A 15,772-nucleotide genomic window follows, 5' to 3' on the forward strand; every position below is an offset into this window, starting at 1 on the left:
AGGCCGTTTGAGAGCAAACGGCTTGCGGCAGACTAAAGAGACGATTATGACCAAGGTTGAACTGGCAAAACTGCGTACTGTGATCCCCGAAATGCGCCGCGTGCGTCGCATCCATTTTATCGGCATCGGTGGTGCCGGTATGGGCGGGATCGCCGAAGTGCTTGCCAACGAAGGGTATCAGGTAACGGGTTCTGATCTGGCTCGCAATGCGGTTACCGAGCGGCTTGAGGCTCTGGGCGCCCATATCTTTACCGGCCACAGCGCCGAGCACGTCAACGGCGCCAGCGTGGTCGTGGTCTCCACTGCTATCAAGCAGGACAACCCGGAGCTGCTGGCTGCCCGCGAACTGCGGATCCCGGTAGTACGCCGTGCCGAGATGCTGGCCGAGCTGATGCGTTTCCGGCACGGTATCGCCATCGCCGGTACTCACGGCAAGACCACCACTACCAGTCTGGTGGCGAGCATCTATGCCGAAGCCGACCGCGATCCGACTTTCGTTATCGGCGGCCTGCTCAACAGCGCTGGTACCAATGCCCGCCTGGGCAGCAGCCGTTATCTGATCGCCGAAGCGGACGAGAGCGACGCCTCCTTCCTGCATCTGCAGCCAATGGTCTCTATCGTGACCAACATCGAAGCGGATCACATGGACACCTACGGCGGTGATTTCTCCAAGCTGAAGGCCACCTTCATCGAGTTTCTGCACAACCTGCCTTTCTACGGTCTGGCGGTGGTCTGCATCGATGATCCGGTGATCCGTGGCATGTTGCCCGAGATTGCGCGCCCGACCCTGACCTACGGTCTCTCTGACGATGCGGATGTGCAGGTACTGGATTTTGTCCAGACCACCAACCACAGCTGCTTCCGGGTGCGCCGCAAAGATGCGGGTGAGCTGCAGGTAACCCTCAACTTGCCGGGGATCCACAACGCCTTGAACGCTGCCGCGGCGATTGCTGTCGCGACGGAAGACGGAGTCAGCGACGATGCCATCATCCGTGCGCTGGCCAAGTTTGAAGGGGTAGGCCGCCGCTTCCAGCAGTATGGTGAGTTCGAAACCGGTCGCGGCAAGGCGATGCTGGTGGACGATTATGGCCACCATCCGAGCGAAGTGAAGGTGACCATCAATGCCGCTCGTGCCGGCTGGCCGGAGAAGCGTCTGGTCATGGTGTTCCAGCCGCATCGCTACACCCGCACTCGCGACCTTTACGAAGACTTCGCTGACGTGCTCTCCAAGGTAGACGTGCTGGTAATGCTGGAGGTTTATGCTGCCGGCGAGGATCCGATCCCTGGGGCAGACGGTCGTGCGCTGTGCCGCTCCATCCGTTCGCGCGGCAATCTGGAACCCATCTTTGTGGCCACGCCCGATGACGTGCCGGCCGTGCTGGCCGACCTGGTTGGCGAAGGGGATCTGGTGCTGACTCAGGGGGCGGGGAACGTCGGAGCACTGGCCCGTCGTCTCGGCGAGATGAAATTGAGCATAGATAGCATGAAATCTGGTGCCTGAGGGCCCAATGAGTATTTTGACCGCCAAGCCGGGGCCTATATAATGGCGAACCGGTCTGTCAAAAGGCCGGTTTAGCGCGTTACACGGGGATCGAGCGGGTGGAGGCAAGGGCACAGGGGCGCACCAAGGGCGGCTTCATCGCAGGCGTGATGTTTTTCCTGCTGGTGATATGGGGCTGCTACCGGACTGCGCTGGATGTTAAAGGTTGGCTGACGGATGCCAACCGGTTGCCCATGAGCGAGCTGTTGCTGCAGGGGCAACACCAGTATCTGGAAACCGAAGAGCTGCGACTGGCCGTGCTGGATGGCGCAGAGTCACGCAACTTCTTCGAGTTGGATGTTAACGAATTGCAGGCACGGCTTAATGCCTTGCCATGGGTAGCCTCGGTATCGGTACGCAAGAAGTGGCCGAACAAGATCAAGGTCTACCTGACAGAACAGGACGTGGCGGCGCGTTGGAACGGCAACCGCTTCGTCAACACCAAAGGCAAGGTGTTCAGTGCACCGGATCGGGTCAAGACACCGCTGTTGCAGCTGTCGGGGCCGGATGACCAGGCCGCCATGGTGTTGAAAGAGAGTCGGCAGTACGAAGCGCAACTGGCTGCCAAAGGATACAAGTTGCTGGGGGTGAATCTGACCCCCCGCCATGCCTGGGAACTGACCCTGGATGGCAATATCAAGCTGTTTCTGGGGCGCAACGACATAGCACTCCGGTTGCAGCGGTTTATCGATGCCTTCCCGGCTATCGAACCCCGTGCGCAGGTTGCGTACGTGGATCTTCGATACGATACCGGAGTGGCAGTTGGCTGGAAGAAGAGCGAAGAGAAAGTGCATGACCAACACCGCAGATAGGAATTTGATTGTCGGACTGGATATCGGCACAACCAAAGTGGCGGTTCTGGTCGGTGAAGTATTGCCGGACGGTGAACTGAACGTCATCGGTATGGGCAGTCACGCTTCCCGCGGGATGGAGAAGGGCGGGGTCAACGACCTCGACTCCGTGGTCAAGTCACTGCGCCGTGCGGTGGAAGAGGCCGAGATGATGGCGGATTGCCAGATCAGCTCGGTTTACCTCGGCTTGTCCGGCAAGCATATCGACTGCCGCAACGAGACCGGCATGGTACCCATCTCTGACGAAGAGGTGACTCAGGAAGACGTGGACAACGTGATCCACACCGCCAAGTCGGTTCGCCTCTCGGATGAACTGCGGGTGCTGCACGTGCTGCCGCAGGAGTTTGCCATCGACTATCAGGAAGGGATCAAGAATCCGGTTGGTCTCTCCGGTGTACGGATGGCGGCCAAGGTGCATCTCATCACCTGCCATAACGACATGGCTCGCAACATCGAGAAGTGTGTCGAAAAAGTGGGTCTGCGAGTCGATCAGCTGATCTTCTCCGCGCTGGCCTCCAGCTACGCGGTGCTGACTGAAGACGAGAAAGAGCTGGGTGTCTGCGTGGTAGACATCGGTGGTGGCACCATGGACATGTCGCTGTTTACCGGCGGCGCCCTGCGCCACACCAAGGTGATCCCGTACGCTGGCAGCACTGTGACCAGCGACATCGCCTACGCCTTCGGCACGCCGCCGCTCGACGCAGAAGCGATCAAGGTGCGCTACGGCTGCGCCCTCGGTCGTCTGGTCAGCAAGGAAGACAATATTGAAGTGCCCAGTGTCGGCGGTCGTCCGGCGCGTAGCCTGCAGCGGCAGACACTGGCTGAAGTAATCGAGCCCCGCTACACCGAGTTGCTCTCCATGGTGAATGATGAGCTGGTGCGGGTACAAAGCGAATTGAAAGCGCAGGGGGTCAAGCATCAGCTGGCAGCCGGTGTGGTCTTGACCGGCGGCGCTGCCCAGATCGAAGGCATTGTGGAGTGTGCAGAGCAGATCTTCCAGAGCCAGGTTCGGGTAGGGGAGCCCATGAATATTCGTGGCTTGAGTGATTATGTGCAGGCGCCGGTGTACTCGACTGCGGTCGGGTTGCTGCAGTACGGCCGTACACATCAGGCAACAGGTAGCAACAAAGAATATGCCGCCAAGGCAAGCGTCGGTGGTCTGGTCAAACGGGTCAGCAACTGGCTGCGTGGCGAGTTTTAAGAATTTTGCTGAGTCAGGCAAATAAAGCGGAGAGACAACATGTTTGAATTTATGGATAGCCACACTGACGAAGCCGTCATTAAAGTGATCGGTGTAGGTGGCGGCGGCGGCAACGCTGTCGAACACATGGTTCGTCAAAACATCGAAGGTGTCGAGTTCATTACCGTCAACACCGACGCTCAGGCACTGCGCAACTCCAGTGCCAACACCACTCTGCAGATCGGCGGTGGTATCACCAAGGGTCTGGGTGCTGGCGCCAACCCGGAAGTGGGTCGTGATGCGGCCATGGAAGATCGCGAAGCGCTGCGTGAGCTGCTGACCGGCTCCGACATGGTGTTCATCGCTGCCGGTATGGGTGGTGGTACCGGTACCGGTGCTGCGCCGATCGTGGCCGAAGTGGCCCGCGAAATGGGCATCCTGACCGTTGCTGTGGTGACCAAGCCGTTCTCCTTCGAAGGGAAGAAGCGGATGGGCTTCGCTGCGCACGGTATCGAAGAGCTCTCCAAGAACGTCGACTCCCTGATCACCATCCCCAACGACAAGTTGTTGAAGGTGCTGGGTCGTGGTATCTCCCTGCTGGACGCCTTCAAGGCTGCCAACGATGTGCTGCTTGGCGCGGTACAGGGCATTGCCGAGCTGATCACCCGTCCGGGCCTGATCAACGTCGACTTTGCGGACGTGCGTACCGTTATGCGCGAAATGGGTACCGCCATGATGGGGACCGGTTCCGCTTCCGGTGATGACCGTGCCGAAGAAGCGGCCGAGAAGGCCATCTCCAGCCCGCTGCTGGAAGACGTGGATCTGGCCGGTGCCCGCGGCATCCTGGTCAACATCACTGCCGGTATGGACATGACCATCGAAGAGTTCGAAACCGTCGGTAACGCGGTCAAGGCCTTCGCTTCCGAGAACGCCACTGTAGTAGTGGGTACCGTAATCGATCCGGAAATGCACGACGAACTGCGCGTGACAGTGGTTGCTACCGGTATCGGTGCCGAGCGCAAGCCGGACATCACTCTGGTCAAGAGCAGCCAGGTGCAAGAGCGCCCGGTACGTCAGCCGCTGGTCAGCGACATGATGCAGGGCCGCGTGATGGACGAAGCCCCGGCCAAGGTGGTTAACGCCGAGCCGCAAGCCCGTCGTGAACCGGATTATCTGGATATTCCGGCGTTCCTGCGCAAGCAGGCAGACTAAGTCTCTTATGAGGCGTGTTTGTCTGTTGCTTAAGGAATGTGCTAAGATGGCCTGCCAACGACCATCTGGTCCGGATTTTAAGCTGTTTAGGGTACACCCATGATTAGACAAAGAACCTTGAAAACGAGTGTTCAGGCGACTGGCGTCGGCCTGCATTCGGGCCGGAAAGTCACCATGACATTCCGTCCGGCTCCTGTGAATACAGGGATCGTTTACTTGCGTACCGACCTGAATCCTGTGGTGGAGCTGCCAGCCAATGCCGATCAGGTGCGTGATACCGTGCTCTGTACCGCTCTGGTCAACGAAGCCGGCGTGCGTGTCTCTACCATTGAGCACCTCTCCGCCGCGTTGGCCGGGATGGGGATCGACAACCTCTACGTCGAGGTTGACGCGCCCGAGATCCCGGTAATGGATGGCAGTGCGCATCCCTTTATCTACCTGCTGCAGGAAGTCGGGATCCGTGAGCAAAATGCTGCCAAGCAGTTTGTGCGGATCAAGAAGAGCATCCGGGTTGAAGATGGCGACAAGTGGGCGGAATTCCACCCTTATCGCAACGGCTTCAAGATGGATCTCGAGATCGATTTCCAGCATCCGGTCTTTGAAGGGCGCAACCAGCGTTGTGTACTGGATTTCTCCGGTGCCTCCTTCGTGAAAGAGATCAGCCGCGCCCGTACTTTCGGGTTCATGCGTGATATCGAGTACCTGCGTTCCCAGAATCTGGCGCTGGGCGGAAGCCTGGAAAACGCCGTGGTACTGGATGACTACCGGGTGCTGAACGAAGATGGTCTGCGTTACGAGGACGAGTTCGTCAAGCACAAGATGCTGGACGCAATCGGTGACCTCTATATGTGCAACCGCAGCATTATCGGTGAGTTCCGCGCTTACAAGACAGGGCATGCCCTGAACAACAAACTGCTGCGTGCCCTGCTGGCCGAGCAGGAGGCTTGGGAACTGGTGACCTTCGAGGGTGAGGGCGACAAAGCGCCTATCGCTTACTACGATAACGGTCTGGTTCTGGCCTGATAGCTGTGCAACGGAACGTCGGTCCCCTCTCCGCACCGACGTTCCGTCATTTGTTTACTCCATCCTTTAATACCGACTATCTCCCGGTTTTATTTCCCGTGCAGGCCCATGGCCGCACCTGACCGAGCAGACTGATTTCTATGAGCATTACCCTGATCCTCCACGGCAAGCAGCGACGCAGGTTGCACTTACCAAAACAACGTCTGGCATGGGTCGGCGGTATTGTTTTCTCCCTGTTGGCCCTTGGTGGCGGCTGGCTCTGGCAGAGCTGGCAGCAGAAGATGGATGCGCTGGAAGTGGCGCTGGCAATGGCCGAACAGCGTTCCGTAGACCAGAGTGGCGATGAGGCCCGCGAGCAGCTGGCGATGCTGGCAGCCCAGGTGGGCACCATGCAGGGCCAGCTTGGCCGCCTGAATGCCCTTGGTGAACGACTGACCGAGCAGGCCGACCTCGATCCCGAAGAGTTCAATTTCAAAGAGCTGCCCCCGATGGGTGGCCCCTCTTACGATGAAGATCTGGAAGTGAGCCTCAACGAGCTGCAAGCCTCCATGAAACATCTCAGCCAACAGCTCAGCAGTCGTGAAGAGCAGCTGTCGGTACTTGAATCTTTCATCATGAATCACCATATCACCGATGCCGGTTTTATTTCCGGCACGCCGGTCAAGCAGGAGCGAGTCTGGGTCTCGTCCGGCTTTGGCGGACGGGTCGATCCGTTCAACGGGCGTGCCAAGATGCACAAAGGGGTGGATTACCGTGGCAAACCCGGGACCCCCATTCTGGCCACAGGACCCGGCATTGTCAGCTGGGCCGGCCGTCATCCGGAATTTGGCAACATGGTGGAGATTAATCACGGCAATGGTCTGGTCACCCGCTATGCCCACAACTCCAAGTTGCTGGTCGAGGTGGGTACCCTGGTTGATCAGGGGCAGAAGATTGCCTTGATGGGACGCACCGGTCGCGCGACCGGGGTCCATTTGCATTACGAAGTGTTGAAAGATGGTCGTCAGGTAAACCCCGCACGCTTTCTCAGTGCCAGCCGGGGTTAGGTTTTTTCTTCAGGTTCCAGTGACGGAACGCTTTATATAACCAGAAATAGTTGGTACCCATGATTAGCACACTGCTTACCAAGATTATCGGCAGCCGGAACGACAGAACGCTCAAGGCTTTGCGCAAAATTGTAAAACAGATCAATGCCATGGAGCCGCAGTTCGAGGCACTCTCGGATGCCGAGCTGCAGGCCAAGACGGCCGAGTACCGCCAGCGTCTGGAGCAGGGCGAGACCCTGGAGCAGCTGCTGCCGGAAGCGTTCGCCACTGTGCGCGAAGCTTCCAAGCGGGTATTTGGCATGCGTCACTTCGACGTGCAGCTGATCGGCGGCATGGTGTTGAACTCCAACCGCATCGCGGAAATGAAGACCGGTGAGGGTAAGACCCTGACCGCGACCCTGCCGGCTTATCTGAATGCCCTGAGCGGCCGCGGCGTCCACGTCGTGACCGTGAACGACTATCTGGCCAAGCGTGACGCCGAGGCAAACCGCCCGCTGTTCTCCTTCCTCGGCATGACCGTGGCGTGCAACGTGCCGGGCATGGATGCGTCCCAGAAGCGTGATGCCTATGCGGCCGATATCACCTACGGTACCAACAACGAATTTGGTTTCGACTACCTGCGCGACAACATGGCGTTCTCGCCCGAGCAGCGCGTCCAGCGTCCGCTCAACTACGCGCTGGTGGATGAGGTGGACTCGGTGCTCATCGACGAAGCCCGTACCCCGCTCATCATCTCCGGCCCGGCGGAAGACAGCTCCGAGCTCTATATTCGCGTCAACAAGCTGATCCCGCTGCTGGTCAAGCAGGACAAGGAAGATACCGAGGAGTACACCGGCGACGGTCACTACACGGTAGACGAGAAGAACCGTCAGGCGCTGCTGACCGAAAACGGCCAGATCTTCGTGGAAGAGCTGCTCAAGAAAGAGGGGCTACTCGATGAGAACGACTCTCTGTTCTCCGCCACCAACATCAGCCTGCTGCACCACGTCAACGCCGGTCTGCGCGCCCATACCCTGTTTGAGCGCAACGTCGACTACATCGTGCAGAAGGACGAGATCGTCATCGTCGACGAGCATACCGGCCGTACCATGCCGGGCCGTCGCTGGTCTGATGGTCTGCATCAGGCGGTCGAGGCGAAAGAAGGGGTCAAGATCCAGAACGAGAACCAGACTCTGGCTTCCATCACCTTCCAGAACTACTTCCGTCTGTACAACAAGCTGGCGGGCATGACCGGTACAGCTGATACCGAAGCCTTTGAATTCCAGCAAATTTATGGCCTGGATACCGTGGTTATCCCGACCAACAAGCCGATGGTGCGCAAAGACATGGGCGATCTGGTCTACCTGACCGCCAACGAGAAGTATGCCGCCATCGTCAAGGACATTCGCGAGTGCGTGGAGCGTGGCCAGCCAGTACTGGTAGGTACCGTTTCCATCGAAAACTCCGAGCTGCTCTCTGGCATTCTCAACAAGGAGAAGATCCCGCACCAGGTGCTGAACGCCAAGTTCCACGCCATGGAAGCGGAGATCGTTGCCCAGGCTGGCCAGACTGGCGCGGTCACCATCGCGACCAACATGGCGGGTCGTGGTACCGATATAGTGCTGGGCGGTAACTGGCAGGCGGAGATCGCCAAGCTGGAGAATCCGACCGAGGCACAGGTTGCCGAGCTGAAAGCGGCATGGCAGGTGCGTCACGATGCGGTGCTGGCTGCCGGCGGTCTGCACATTATCGGTACCGAACGTCACGAATCCCGTCGTATCGACAACCAGCTGCGCGGCCGTTCCGGTCGTCAGGGGGACCCGGGCTCCTCCCGTTTCTATCTCTCCATGGAAGATACCCTGATGCGGATCTTCGCCTCCGATCGCGTGACCGGCATGATGAAGAAGCTGGGCATGGAAGAGGGTGAGGCCATCGAGCACCCGTGGGTCACCAAGGCGATCGAAAACGCCCAGCGCAAGGTGGAAGGTCGCAACTTCGATATCCGCAAGAGCCTGCTGGAGTTTGATGACGTTGCCAACGACCAGCGCAAGGTGGTTTACGAGCAGCGCAACGAGTTGCTGGATACCAACGACATCTCCGAGACCATTCACGTTATCCGCGATGACGTTTATGGCGCCATCATCGATGAGTACATTCCGCCCCAGTCTCTGGAGGAGATGTGGGATGTACCGGGTCTGGAAGCTCGCCTGAAGTCCGACTTCGCCCTCGACCTGCCGCTGCAACAGTGGCTGGCGGAAGATGACAAGCTGTACGAAGAGAAGCTGCGCGAGCGCATTCTGGACGAAGCCACCAAGCTCTACGCCCACAAGGAGGAGCTGGTCGGCAAAGAGGTGCTGCGCAACTTCGAGAAAGCGGTGATGCTGCAGACTCTGGATGGCCTCTGGAAAGAGCACCTGGCAGCCATGGATCACCTGCGTCAGGGCATCCATCTGCGCGGCTACGCCCAGAAGAACCCCAAGCAGGAGTACAAGCGCGAATCCTTCGATCTGTTCACCCAGATGCTGGAAACCCTCAAGCGCGACGTGGTCAGCATCCTGAGCCGTGTTCAGGTGCAGGAGCGCGATGTGGAGGCGATGGAAGAGCAGCAGCGCCAGCAGGCCGAGTCTGCCCCCCGTACCTACACCCACGCGGCTGCCGAGAACCAGCTGGCGGACGAAGAGGAAAGTGCTGCCGAGGGTCACACCACCTTCGTGCGTGACGAGCAGAAGATCGGCCGCAACGATCCCTGCCCGTGCGGCTCCGGCAAGAAGTACAAGCATTGCCACGGTCAGTTGACCTGATCGACCCGATGCCATAAAAGGCGGGCCCAGTGCCCGCCTTGTTATTGGTGGCAACAAGCGAACAGAGGTAATTGATGGAACAGAAAAAACGGATCTGGGTGGCCGTTGGCGTCATCGAGAACGAGCAAGGCGATATCTTCATTGCCAAGCGTTCCTCCGACCGCCATCAGGGCGATCGCTGGGAGTTTCCCGGTGGCAAGGTGGAGTCCGGTGAGGATCTGCTGACCGCGCTGGATCGGGAGCTGTGGGAAGAGATCGGGATCCGGGTGCAGGATTGTGCTCCCTTCATGGAGCTGCATCACGACTACCCGGAGAAGCAGGTACTGCTTGATATCTGGAAGGTGACCCGTTTCAGCGGTGAACCCTTTGGTAAAGAGGGTCAGGAGTGTTTATGGGTGCCGGTCGCCGAACTGCACAACTACCACTTCCCCGATGCCAACGGTCCGATAGTGGCGCGCCTGCAGGCGGCTCAAGCGTAACCTGCCGTTATCTAGCTATGAAAAAAGGGCCGTATGGCCCTTTTTACTTTGCAGAATCGAGCGACCTCTGGCTTATAGCCACTGGTCACCCTCTTCCGGCTCTGGTAGCAGGTCAGGGTTGATCTCCCCGGGGATCCGCTTCTCCTCATCGGCCCACTCGCCGAGATCGATCAGCTGGCAGCGCTTGCTGCAGAAGGGGCGAAACGGGCTCTGCGGGCCCCATTCCACTTCGCTCTGGCAGGTCGGGCACTTTACCTTGGTGATCATAAGCACTCCCTAGCAGCAGGCTAGCTGGAATGGCACATCGCCAATTTGCTGCTCGCCGGTTGGCAGGAAGCGCAGCGCGAAGCGGTTCTTGTGGCCGCTCAGGGTGGGGTAGCAGCAGAGGTTACCCGGCAGCTTGATGCGGATCAGCTCGGCGCTCTCGGCGGTGTCCTGAAAGAAACCATTGGTCGCTACCTGCTCGCTGAAACTGCCTGATTCGCGCCACAGGCGCAGCAACAGGGTGATGGCATTCATCAGCAGGGTGATGTCGCTCAGCCACAGCTGCATCTGCTGATGGCGGGTAATGGCTGGCGTACCGAGCCAGTGGTGCAACTGCGGTACGTCGAAGGCACACAGGCCACCCGGGATGGAGAAGCGCTGACGGATGGAGCCGAGCAGGCGATCCTCTTTCAGGCGCGCGCCGGGACGCGGGGAGTTGAGCAGGCTGCGGGAGAGCTGGCTGCTCTCGTGCTGCATTTGCTTGATCTGCTCCAGATCGACGTCGGGCAGGCTGGCCCAGTGGCTCAGGCGCTGGCCGAGACGCTCGAGATCCTTGATCAGGTCGGCACGCAGGTCACCACGCTCCAGCAGCTCCTGCAGATCGAACAACCCTTTGAAGAAGGCGATATGAGCCCAGGGCTGGTCGTTCTCCAGATTGTCGCGGATCTGGGAAAACAGGGATTCCAGACGAAGATAGGTCCGGCTTTTTTCATTGAGGGGGAAATCGTAAATCATGCCTAATCCTGGCCAGCCATAAATCCGGCCTAGTGTACTCACTGTTAACCAGCTTGTTGAGAGGCAAATGCCAGATATGTTTCGTGCAGCGCTAAAATCCGCGCTTTTATCGCCATTTCGCTGCCATTGGCGTTCTCGATGACATCATCCGCCGCTGCCAGGCGCTCCGACCGGCTCGCCTGTGCCGCGATGATGGCCTTGGCCTGCTCGGAGGTAACACCATCCCGGCGGCAGGTGCGCTCGATTTGGGTCGCCTCGTCCACATCGACCACCAGTACCCGATTGGCAAGGCCGGTGAGCTTGTTTTCCACCAGTAGCGGCACGACCAGCAGACAGTAGGGGGAGCGGGCTGCGGCACACTGGCGCTGCATCTCGCTGCGAATGAGGGGGTGGAGCAGGGCATTGAGCCATGCTTTGGCCGACGGATCACTGAAAACCCGTTCGCGCAGGCGGCGGCGATCCAGCTGACCGTCGGGGGTAATGACATCAGGGCCAAAGTGGTCGGCGATGGCTGCAAGAGCTGGGGTGCCGGGCTCAACGACCTCGCGGGCAATCACATCGGCATCCACGACGTCGATGCCCAGCTCGGCAAACTGGTTGGCAATGGTGGTTTTGCCGCTGCCGATGCCGCCGGTTATTGCAACTACATACATGAGTCAGAGCGCCTGTTTCAGAGGATGGTTGTGAGATACCAGCGGGTGATGGTATCGCCCCATAGCAGCGCAATCCAGCCCGCGATGGCGAGGTAGGGGCCAAAGGGGATGGGGTTACCCTGATGGTGTTTGCGCAGGGCAATGAGCGAGATGCCGATGATGGCACCAACCAAAGATGAGAGCAGCAGTATGATCGGCAGTGCCTGCCAGCCGAGCCAGGCCCCCAGTGCCGCCAGCAACTTGAAGTCGCCATACCCCATCCCTTCCTTGCCGGTCAGCAGTTTGAAAGCCCAGTAGAGGCTCCAGAGCACCAGATATCCAGCCATGGCACCGATCACAGCATCAGCAAGCGGTGCAAAACCACCGCTCAGGTTGAACAGCAAACCGCCCCATAGCAGCGGCAGGGTCAGCTGATCTGGCAGCAACATCTTGTCGAGATCGATAAAGGTGAGGGCCACCAGTACCCAGGTCAGTAGCAGGGCGGCAAGGGTACCCCAACCCGGTGAAATCACCATGGCTACGGCCACCGAGAGGAGGGCTGTAAATAGTTCAACCAGCGGATAGCGGGCCGAAATAGGGGCTTGGCACTCACCACAGCGCCCCTTGAGCCAGAGCCAGCTCAACAGCGGGATATTTTCCAGTGCTGTGATGGCATGGCCGCAATGGGGGCAGGCCGAGCGCGGCACCATCAGGTTGTAGCGCGGTTCGGTTGCTTGCTCTTCCTCGGGGGTGAAGTAGCCTCGATATTCAGCCTGCCATTCTCGTTCCAACATAATGGGCAACCGATGGATCACCACGTTGAGAAAGCTGCCGATCATCAGGGAGAAGATAAAAACCAGCGAGAAGTAGAGCCAGGGGAGGCTATGGAAAACATCAGTGATCAACAACATGGTGTCTCGGATTGGTTGGAGGTCAGTGGATAACTGACCCCAGTTTAAAGATGGGCAGATACATGGCAACCACCATACCGCCAACCAGCACCCCCAGTACCACCATGATAAGAGGTTCCAGCAGGCTGGTGAGGCCATCGACCAGGTCGTCTACCTCCTGTTCAAAGATGGTAGCGACCTTGGAGAGCATATCATCGATGGCGCCGGACTCCTCGCCGATCATCACCATCTGGATCACCATGTCGGGGAAAAGATCCACGGTACGCATAGCAACGTTGATCTGCATGCCGGCGACCACCTCGTTGCGAATGGCGATCACGGCGGAGCGATAGACGTAGTTACCGGAGGCACCAGCAGCTGAAACCAAGGCATCGACCAGCGGGATACCGGCCGAGAAGGTGGTGGAGAGGGTTCGGGCAAAGCGGGCCATGGCAGCTTTGTGCAGGATCATCCCGACTACCGGAATAGTGAGCACAAACTTGTCGGTATTGTCTTTTACCTTCTGGGAGGCTCGCCAGGCACGGACATAGAGAAAGATGGCCAGCGCGATTCCGCCGAAGAAAACATACCACCAGTTCTGCATAAAGCGGGAGATGCCGATAACAAACTGCGTAAATGCAGGCAGCTCTGCACCGAAGCTTTTGAAGATATCTTCGAATTGCGGGATGACGAAGAGCAACAGGATGGAGGTAACGACAATCGCAACCAGGATAACCATGGTTGGGTAGAACATCGCCTTTTTGATCTTCGACTTGAGAGCTTCTGATTTCTCGCGGTAGGTGGCGATGCGGTCATAGATGGTTTCCAGTGCGCCGGACTGCTCGCCAGCTTCAACCAAATCGCAATAGAGGTCATCGAAATAGAGAGGATGACGGCGCAGTGCTTCCGACATGGGAGTGCCGGTTTCGACATCGGCAGCAATTTCCCCCATCAGTTCGCGCATAGATGCCTTTTCATGACTGCGGGCGATGATTTGCAGGCTTTGTACCAGAGGAACGCCAGCGGAGAGCATGGTAGTGATCTGGCGCGATACGATGGCAATATCCATCGGTTTGATCTTGGCGCCGCCCTTGGAGAAGAGCCCCTGACTCTTCTTGGCAACCTTGGTGACATTGACGCCCTGCTTGCGCAGCTCTGCCTTCACTGTGGCTATGTTCTCGGCCTGAAGCTCGCCAGAGACTTTTTGTCCTTTGCGGTTTACCCCTTGCCAGCGAAAGGCGAAGACTTTTTTCGGGGCATTGGTTTTCTTGGTCAGCGTTGCCATCGATGCATCCTGCAAATGGACTGGAGGGAAGAGGATAACCCCTGAACCGTCGGATTTGATGTCTTGCCTAATAAGCGGCTGACAGTTACCCGGTCAATATCTTTTACCCGTGTTTATGCACTCTGATGCCTGCTATCGGGATGAGCAATCAATTCGTTGTCACACGGTTGACCTCTGCCAGACTGGTGACGCCAAGGCGAGCTTTTTCCAATCCGGACATACGCAAGGTACGCATCCCCTCTTTCTGGGCTATAGCCGCTATTTGTAGCGAGTTGGCCCCTTGCATGATCAGTTTTGCGATGTTTTCCGACATCAGCATGATCTCGTAGATACCGACTCGCCCCTTGTATCCGCCCGAGCACTCCTTGCAGCCGACCGGTTTGAACAGTCGCAGCCCCGCCGCCAGTTGTTGCTGAGTAAAACCCAGCTCCAGTAGTTCAGCTTCCGGCACTACTTCGGGAGCCTTGCAGTGGTCACACAGTTTGCGTGCCAGCCGCTGGGCCATGATCAGGGTCACCGAGGAGGCGATATTAAAGGCCGGTACCCCCATGTTCATCATCCGGGTGAGGGTTTCGGCGGCTGAGTTTGTGTGCAGGGTGGAGAGTACTAGATGGCCAGTCTGCGCTGCCTTGATAGCGATTTCTGCGGTTTCGAGATCGCGGATCTCCCCCACCATCACCACATCCGGGTCTTGCCGCAAGAAGGAGCGCAGGGCGCTGGCAAAGGTGAGACCAGCCTTGGGGTTGACCTGCACCTGATTGACGCCGGGCAAGTTGATCTCCACCGGATCTTCGGCGGTGGAGATGTTTACCTCGGTGGTGTTGAGAATATTTAGGCCGGTATAGAGCGACACAGTTTTACCGGAGCCAGTAGGCCCAGTCACCAGAATCATTCCCTGCGGCTTGGAGAGTGCACGCAGATATTGCGCCTTTTGGCGATCGTCAAAACCAAGCTGTTCAATGTTGAGGCGGGCTGCCGAAGAGTCGAGCAGACGAATAACAATTTTCTCACCCCACATGGTGGGCAGGGTGTTGACCCGCATATCCATCGACTTGTTGCGAGACAGCTTCAGCTTGATACGGCCATCCTGAGGCAGCCGCCGCTCTGCGATATCGAGTCGCGCCATGACCTTTAGGCGTGCCGAGAAGCGGTTGGCCAGATTGACTGGCGGGGTTGCCACTTCATGCAGGATGCCGTCGATACGAAAGCGAATGCGGTATTTCTGCTCGTAGGGTTCAAAGTGCAGGTCGGAGGCGCCACGCTTGATGGCATCCATCATGATCTTGTTGATGTATTTGACTATTGGGGCATCATCATCAGCGGTGTTGACGCTTTCATCCAGTCGACTGCTCTCATCGGATACTTCGAGGTCGGAGATTTCAGATTCATCGATATCCTCCATTCCGAGGGCATCGCTTTCGCTCTCCAGCAATTTTCCTATTGCCGCTGTGAGCTTGTTCTCTTCGACCAGCAGCGCTTCGGTATGCAGGCCAAAGCTGAAGCCGAAATCTTCCAGTGCCGACACATTGGTCGGATCCGACATGGCGATATAGAGAGTGTGCCCTTGGGTGTATATGGGAAGCACATGATGCTTCTCAATCAGCTTCTGATTGAGGTACTTCTGCGGGATCTCGGCCAAATCGAAGGCAGCAAGATCCAGCAGAGGTACCCCATACTCCAGCTCGCAAAAATCGGCGAGAGCTTTGCTCTCAAGGATCTCGTTTTCGATCAGGAAGGTTACAAAGGGTTTACGCTGGGCCTTGGCCTGGCTCAGATAGCGCTGGGAGTCCTCCTCACTTATCAGTGAAGAGGCGGCCAGGCTTAATGCCAGGCCGCTATTGGGGCTAGATGTCAT

At 58.1% G+C, this 15,772-nt stretch carries 14 protein-coding genes; 8 read left to right on the forward strand and 6 right to left on the reverse strand.

Features of this window, described 5'->3' with window-relative positions; genetic code table 11:
* Positions 1–46 precede the first annotated feature (46 nt).
* From murC to mutT, 8 genes are all read left to right on the forward strand, one after another.
* Complete coding sequence (gene murC / locus BS300_RS13695; RefSeq protein ID WP_071913394.1) at positions 47–1,501, forward strand: UDP-N-acetylmuramate--L-alanine ligase; 1,455 nt, start codon at positions 47–49, stop codon at positions 1,499–1,501.
* A 98-nt stretch (positions 1,502–1,599) separates the two neighbouring features.
* Positions 1,600–2,352 carry a cell division protein FtsQ/DivIB gene (locus BS300_RS13700; protein ID WP_033115385.1) on the forward strand — a complete coding sequence of 251 codons (753 nt, stop codon included), beginning with the start codon at positions 1,600–1,602 and terminating at the stop codon, positions 2,350–2,352.
* Positions 2,333–3,592 (forward strand): cell division protein FtsA, encoded by a 1,260-nt coding sequence (gene ftsA, locus BS300_RS13705; RefSeq protein WP_005336148.1) that lies wholly within the window; start codon positions 2,333–2,335, stop codon positions 3,590–3,592. Before BS300_RS13700 ends, ftsA begins: the two co-directional genes overlap by 20 nt.
* Positions 3,593–3,631: 39 nt before the next feature.
* Entirely contained in the window at positions 3,632–4,783 is a 1,152-nt protein-coding gene (gene ftsZ, locus BS300_RS13710) for a cell division protein FtsZ (RefSeq protein ID WP_005336147.1), read from the forward strand.
* Between the two features lie 99 nt (positions 4,784–4,882).
* Positions 4,883–5,806 carry a UDP-3-O-acyl-N-acetylglucosamine deacetylase gene (lpxC, locus tag BS300_RS13715; protein WP_005336146.1) on the forward strand — a complete coding sequence of 308 codons (924 nt, stop codon included), beginning with the start codon at positions 4,883–4,885 and terminating at the stop codon, positions 5,804–5,806.
* A 140-nt stretch (positions 5,807–5,946) separates the two neighbouring features.
* On the forward strand, positions 5,947–6,852 hold the full coding sequence (locus BS300_RS13720) for a M23 family metallopeptidase (protein WP_033115384.1): 906 nt from the start codon (positions 5,947–5,949) through the stop codon (positions 6,850–6,852).
* A gap of 59 nt (positions 6,853–6,911) precedes the next feature.
* On the forward strand, positions 6,912–9,632 hold the full coding sequence (secA, locus tag BS300_RS13725) for a preprotein translocase subunit SecA (RefSeq protein WP_071913397.1): 2,721 nt from the start codon (positions 6,912–6,914) through the stop codon (positions 9,630–9,632).
* Between the two features lie 74 nt (positions 9,633–9,706).
* Positions 9,707–10,111, forward strand: a complete 405-nt coding sequence (mutT, locus tag BS300_RS13730) for an 8-oxo-dGTP diphosphatase MutT (RefSeq protein ID WP_041210679.1) — start codon at positions 9,707–9,709, stop codon at positions 10,109–10,111.
* Between the two features lie 72 nt (positions 10,112–10,183).
* Here mutT and yacG read toward each other — a convergent pair whose 3' ends face one another.
* The 6 genes from yacG to tapB form a co-directional block, all read right to left on the reverse strand.
* Positions 10,184–10,378 (reverse strand): DNA gyrase inhibitor YacG, encoded by a 195-nt coding sequence (gene yacG, locus BS300_RS13735; RefSeq protein WP_071913400.1) that lies wholly within the window; start codon positions 10,376–10,378, stop codon positions 10,184–10,186.
* A gap of 9 nt (positions 10,379–10,387) precedes the next feature.
* The gene (gene zapD / locus BS300_RS13740) at positions 10,388–11,110 is read right to left on the reverse strand and encodes a cell division protein ZapD (RefSeq protein WP_071913402.1); all 723 of its coding nucleotides are present in this window, start codon (positions 11,108–11,110) and stop codon (positions 10,388–10,390) included.
* Positions 11,111–11,154: 44 nt separating this feature from the next.
* Complete coding sequence (gene coaE, locus BS300_RS13745; RefSeq protein WP_071913404.1) at positions 11,155–11,763, reverse strand: dephospho-CoA kinase; 609 nt, start codon at positions 11,761–11,763, stop codon at positions 11,155–11,157.
* A gap of 17 nt (positions 11,764–11,780) precedes the next feature.
* Positions 11,781–12,653, reverse strand: a complete 873-nt coding sequence (locus BS300_RS13750; protein ID WP_071913406.1) for an A24 family peptidase — start codon at positions 12,651–12,653, stop codon at positions 11,781–11,783.
* Positions 12,654–12,675: 22 nt separating this feature from the next.
* Positions 12,676–13,917, reverse strand: coding sequence for a type II secretion system F family protein (locus tag BS300_RS13755; protein ID WP_071913409.1), 1,242 nt, complete (start codon positions 13,915–13,917; stop codon positions 12,676–12,678).
* Between the two features lie 148 nt (positions 13,918–14,065).
* Positions 14,066–15,772, reverse strand: a complete 1,707-nt coding sequence (gene tapB, locus BS300_RS13760) for a PilB family type IVa pilus assembly ATPase TapB (RefSeq protein ID WP_041210692.1) — start codon at positions 15,770–15,772, stop codon at positions 14,066–14,068.

It is taken from the genome of Aeromonas sp. SCS5 (assembly GCF_001887375.1).
In the GTDB taxonomy this organism is placed as follows: domain Bacteria; phylum Pseudomonadota; class Gammaproteobacteria; order Enterobacterales; family Aeromonadaceae; genus Aeromonas; species Aeromonas jandaei.

Coding starts and splice junctions, on each gene's coding strand:
- BS300_RS13755 (WP_071913409.1), bottom strand. CDS start 13,917: ATGGCAACGCTGACCAAGAAAACCAATGCCCCGAAAAAAGTCTTCGCC.
- mutT (WP_041210679.1), top strand. CDS start 9,707: ATGGAACAGAAAAAACGGATCTGGGTGGCCGTTGGCGTCATCGAGAAC.
- tapB (WP_041210692.1), bottom strand. CDS start 15,772: ATGACATCTAGCCCCAATAGCGGCCTGGCATTAAGCCTGGCCGCCTCT.
- lpxC (WP_005336146.1), top strand. CDS start 4,883: ATGATTAGACAAAGAACCTTGAAAACGAGTGTTCAGGCGACTGGCGTC.
- murC (WP_071913394.1), top strand. CDS start 47: ATGACCAAGGTTGAACTGGCAAAACTGCGTACTGTGATCCCCGAAATG.
- BS300_RS13750 (WP_071913406.1), bottom strand. CDS start 12,653: ATGTTGTTGATCACTGATGTTTTCCATAGCCTCCCCTGGCTCTACTTC.
- secA (WP_071913397.1), top strand. CDS start 6,912: ATGATTAGCACACTGCTTACCAAGATTATCGGCAGCCGGAACGACAGA.
- ftsZ (WP_005336147.1), top strand. CDS start 3,632: ATGTTTGAATTTATGGATAGCCACACTGACGAAGCCGTCATTAAAGTG.
- coaE (WP_071913404.1), bottom strand. CDS start 11,763: ATGTATGTAGTTGCAATAACCGGCGGCATCGGCAGCGGCAAAACCACC.
- zapD (WP_071913402.1), bottom strand. CDS start 11,110: ATGATTTACGATTTCCCCCTCAATGAAAAAAGCCGGACCTATCTTCGT.
- yacG (WP_071913400.1), bottom strand. CDS start 10,378: ATGATCACCAAGGTAAAGTGCCCGACCTGCCAGAGCGAAGTGGAATGG.
- ftsA (WP_005336148.1), top strand. CDS start 2,333: ATGACCAACACCGCAGATAGGAATTTGATTGTCGGACTGGATATCGGC.
- BS300_RS13720 (WP_033115384.1), top strand. CDS start 5,947: ATGAGCATTACCCTGATCCTCCACGGCAAGCAGCGACGCAGGTTGCAC.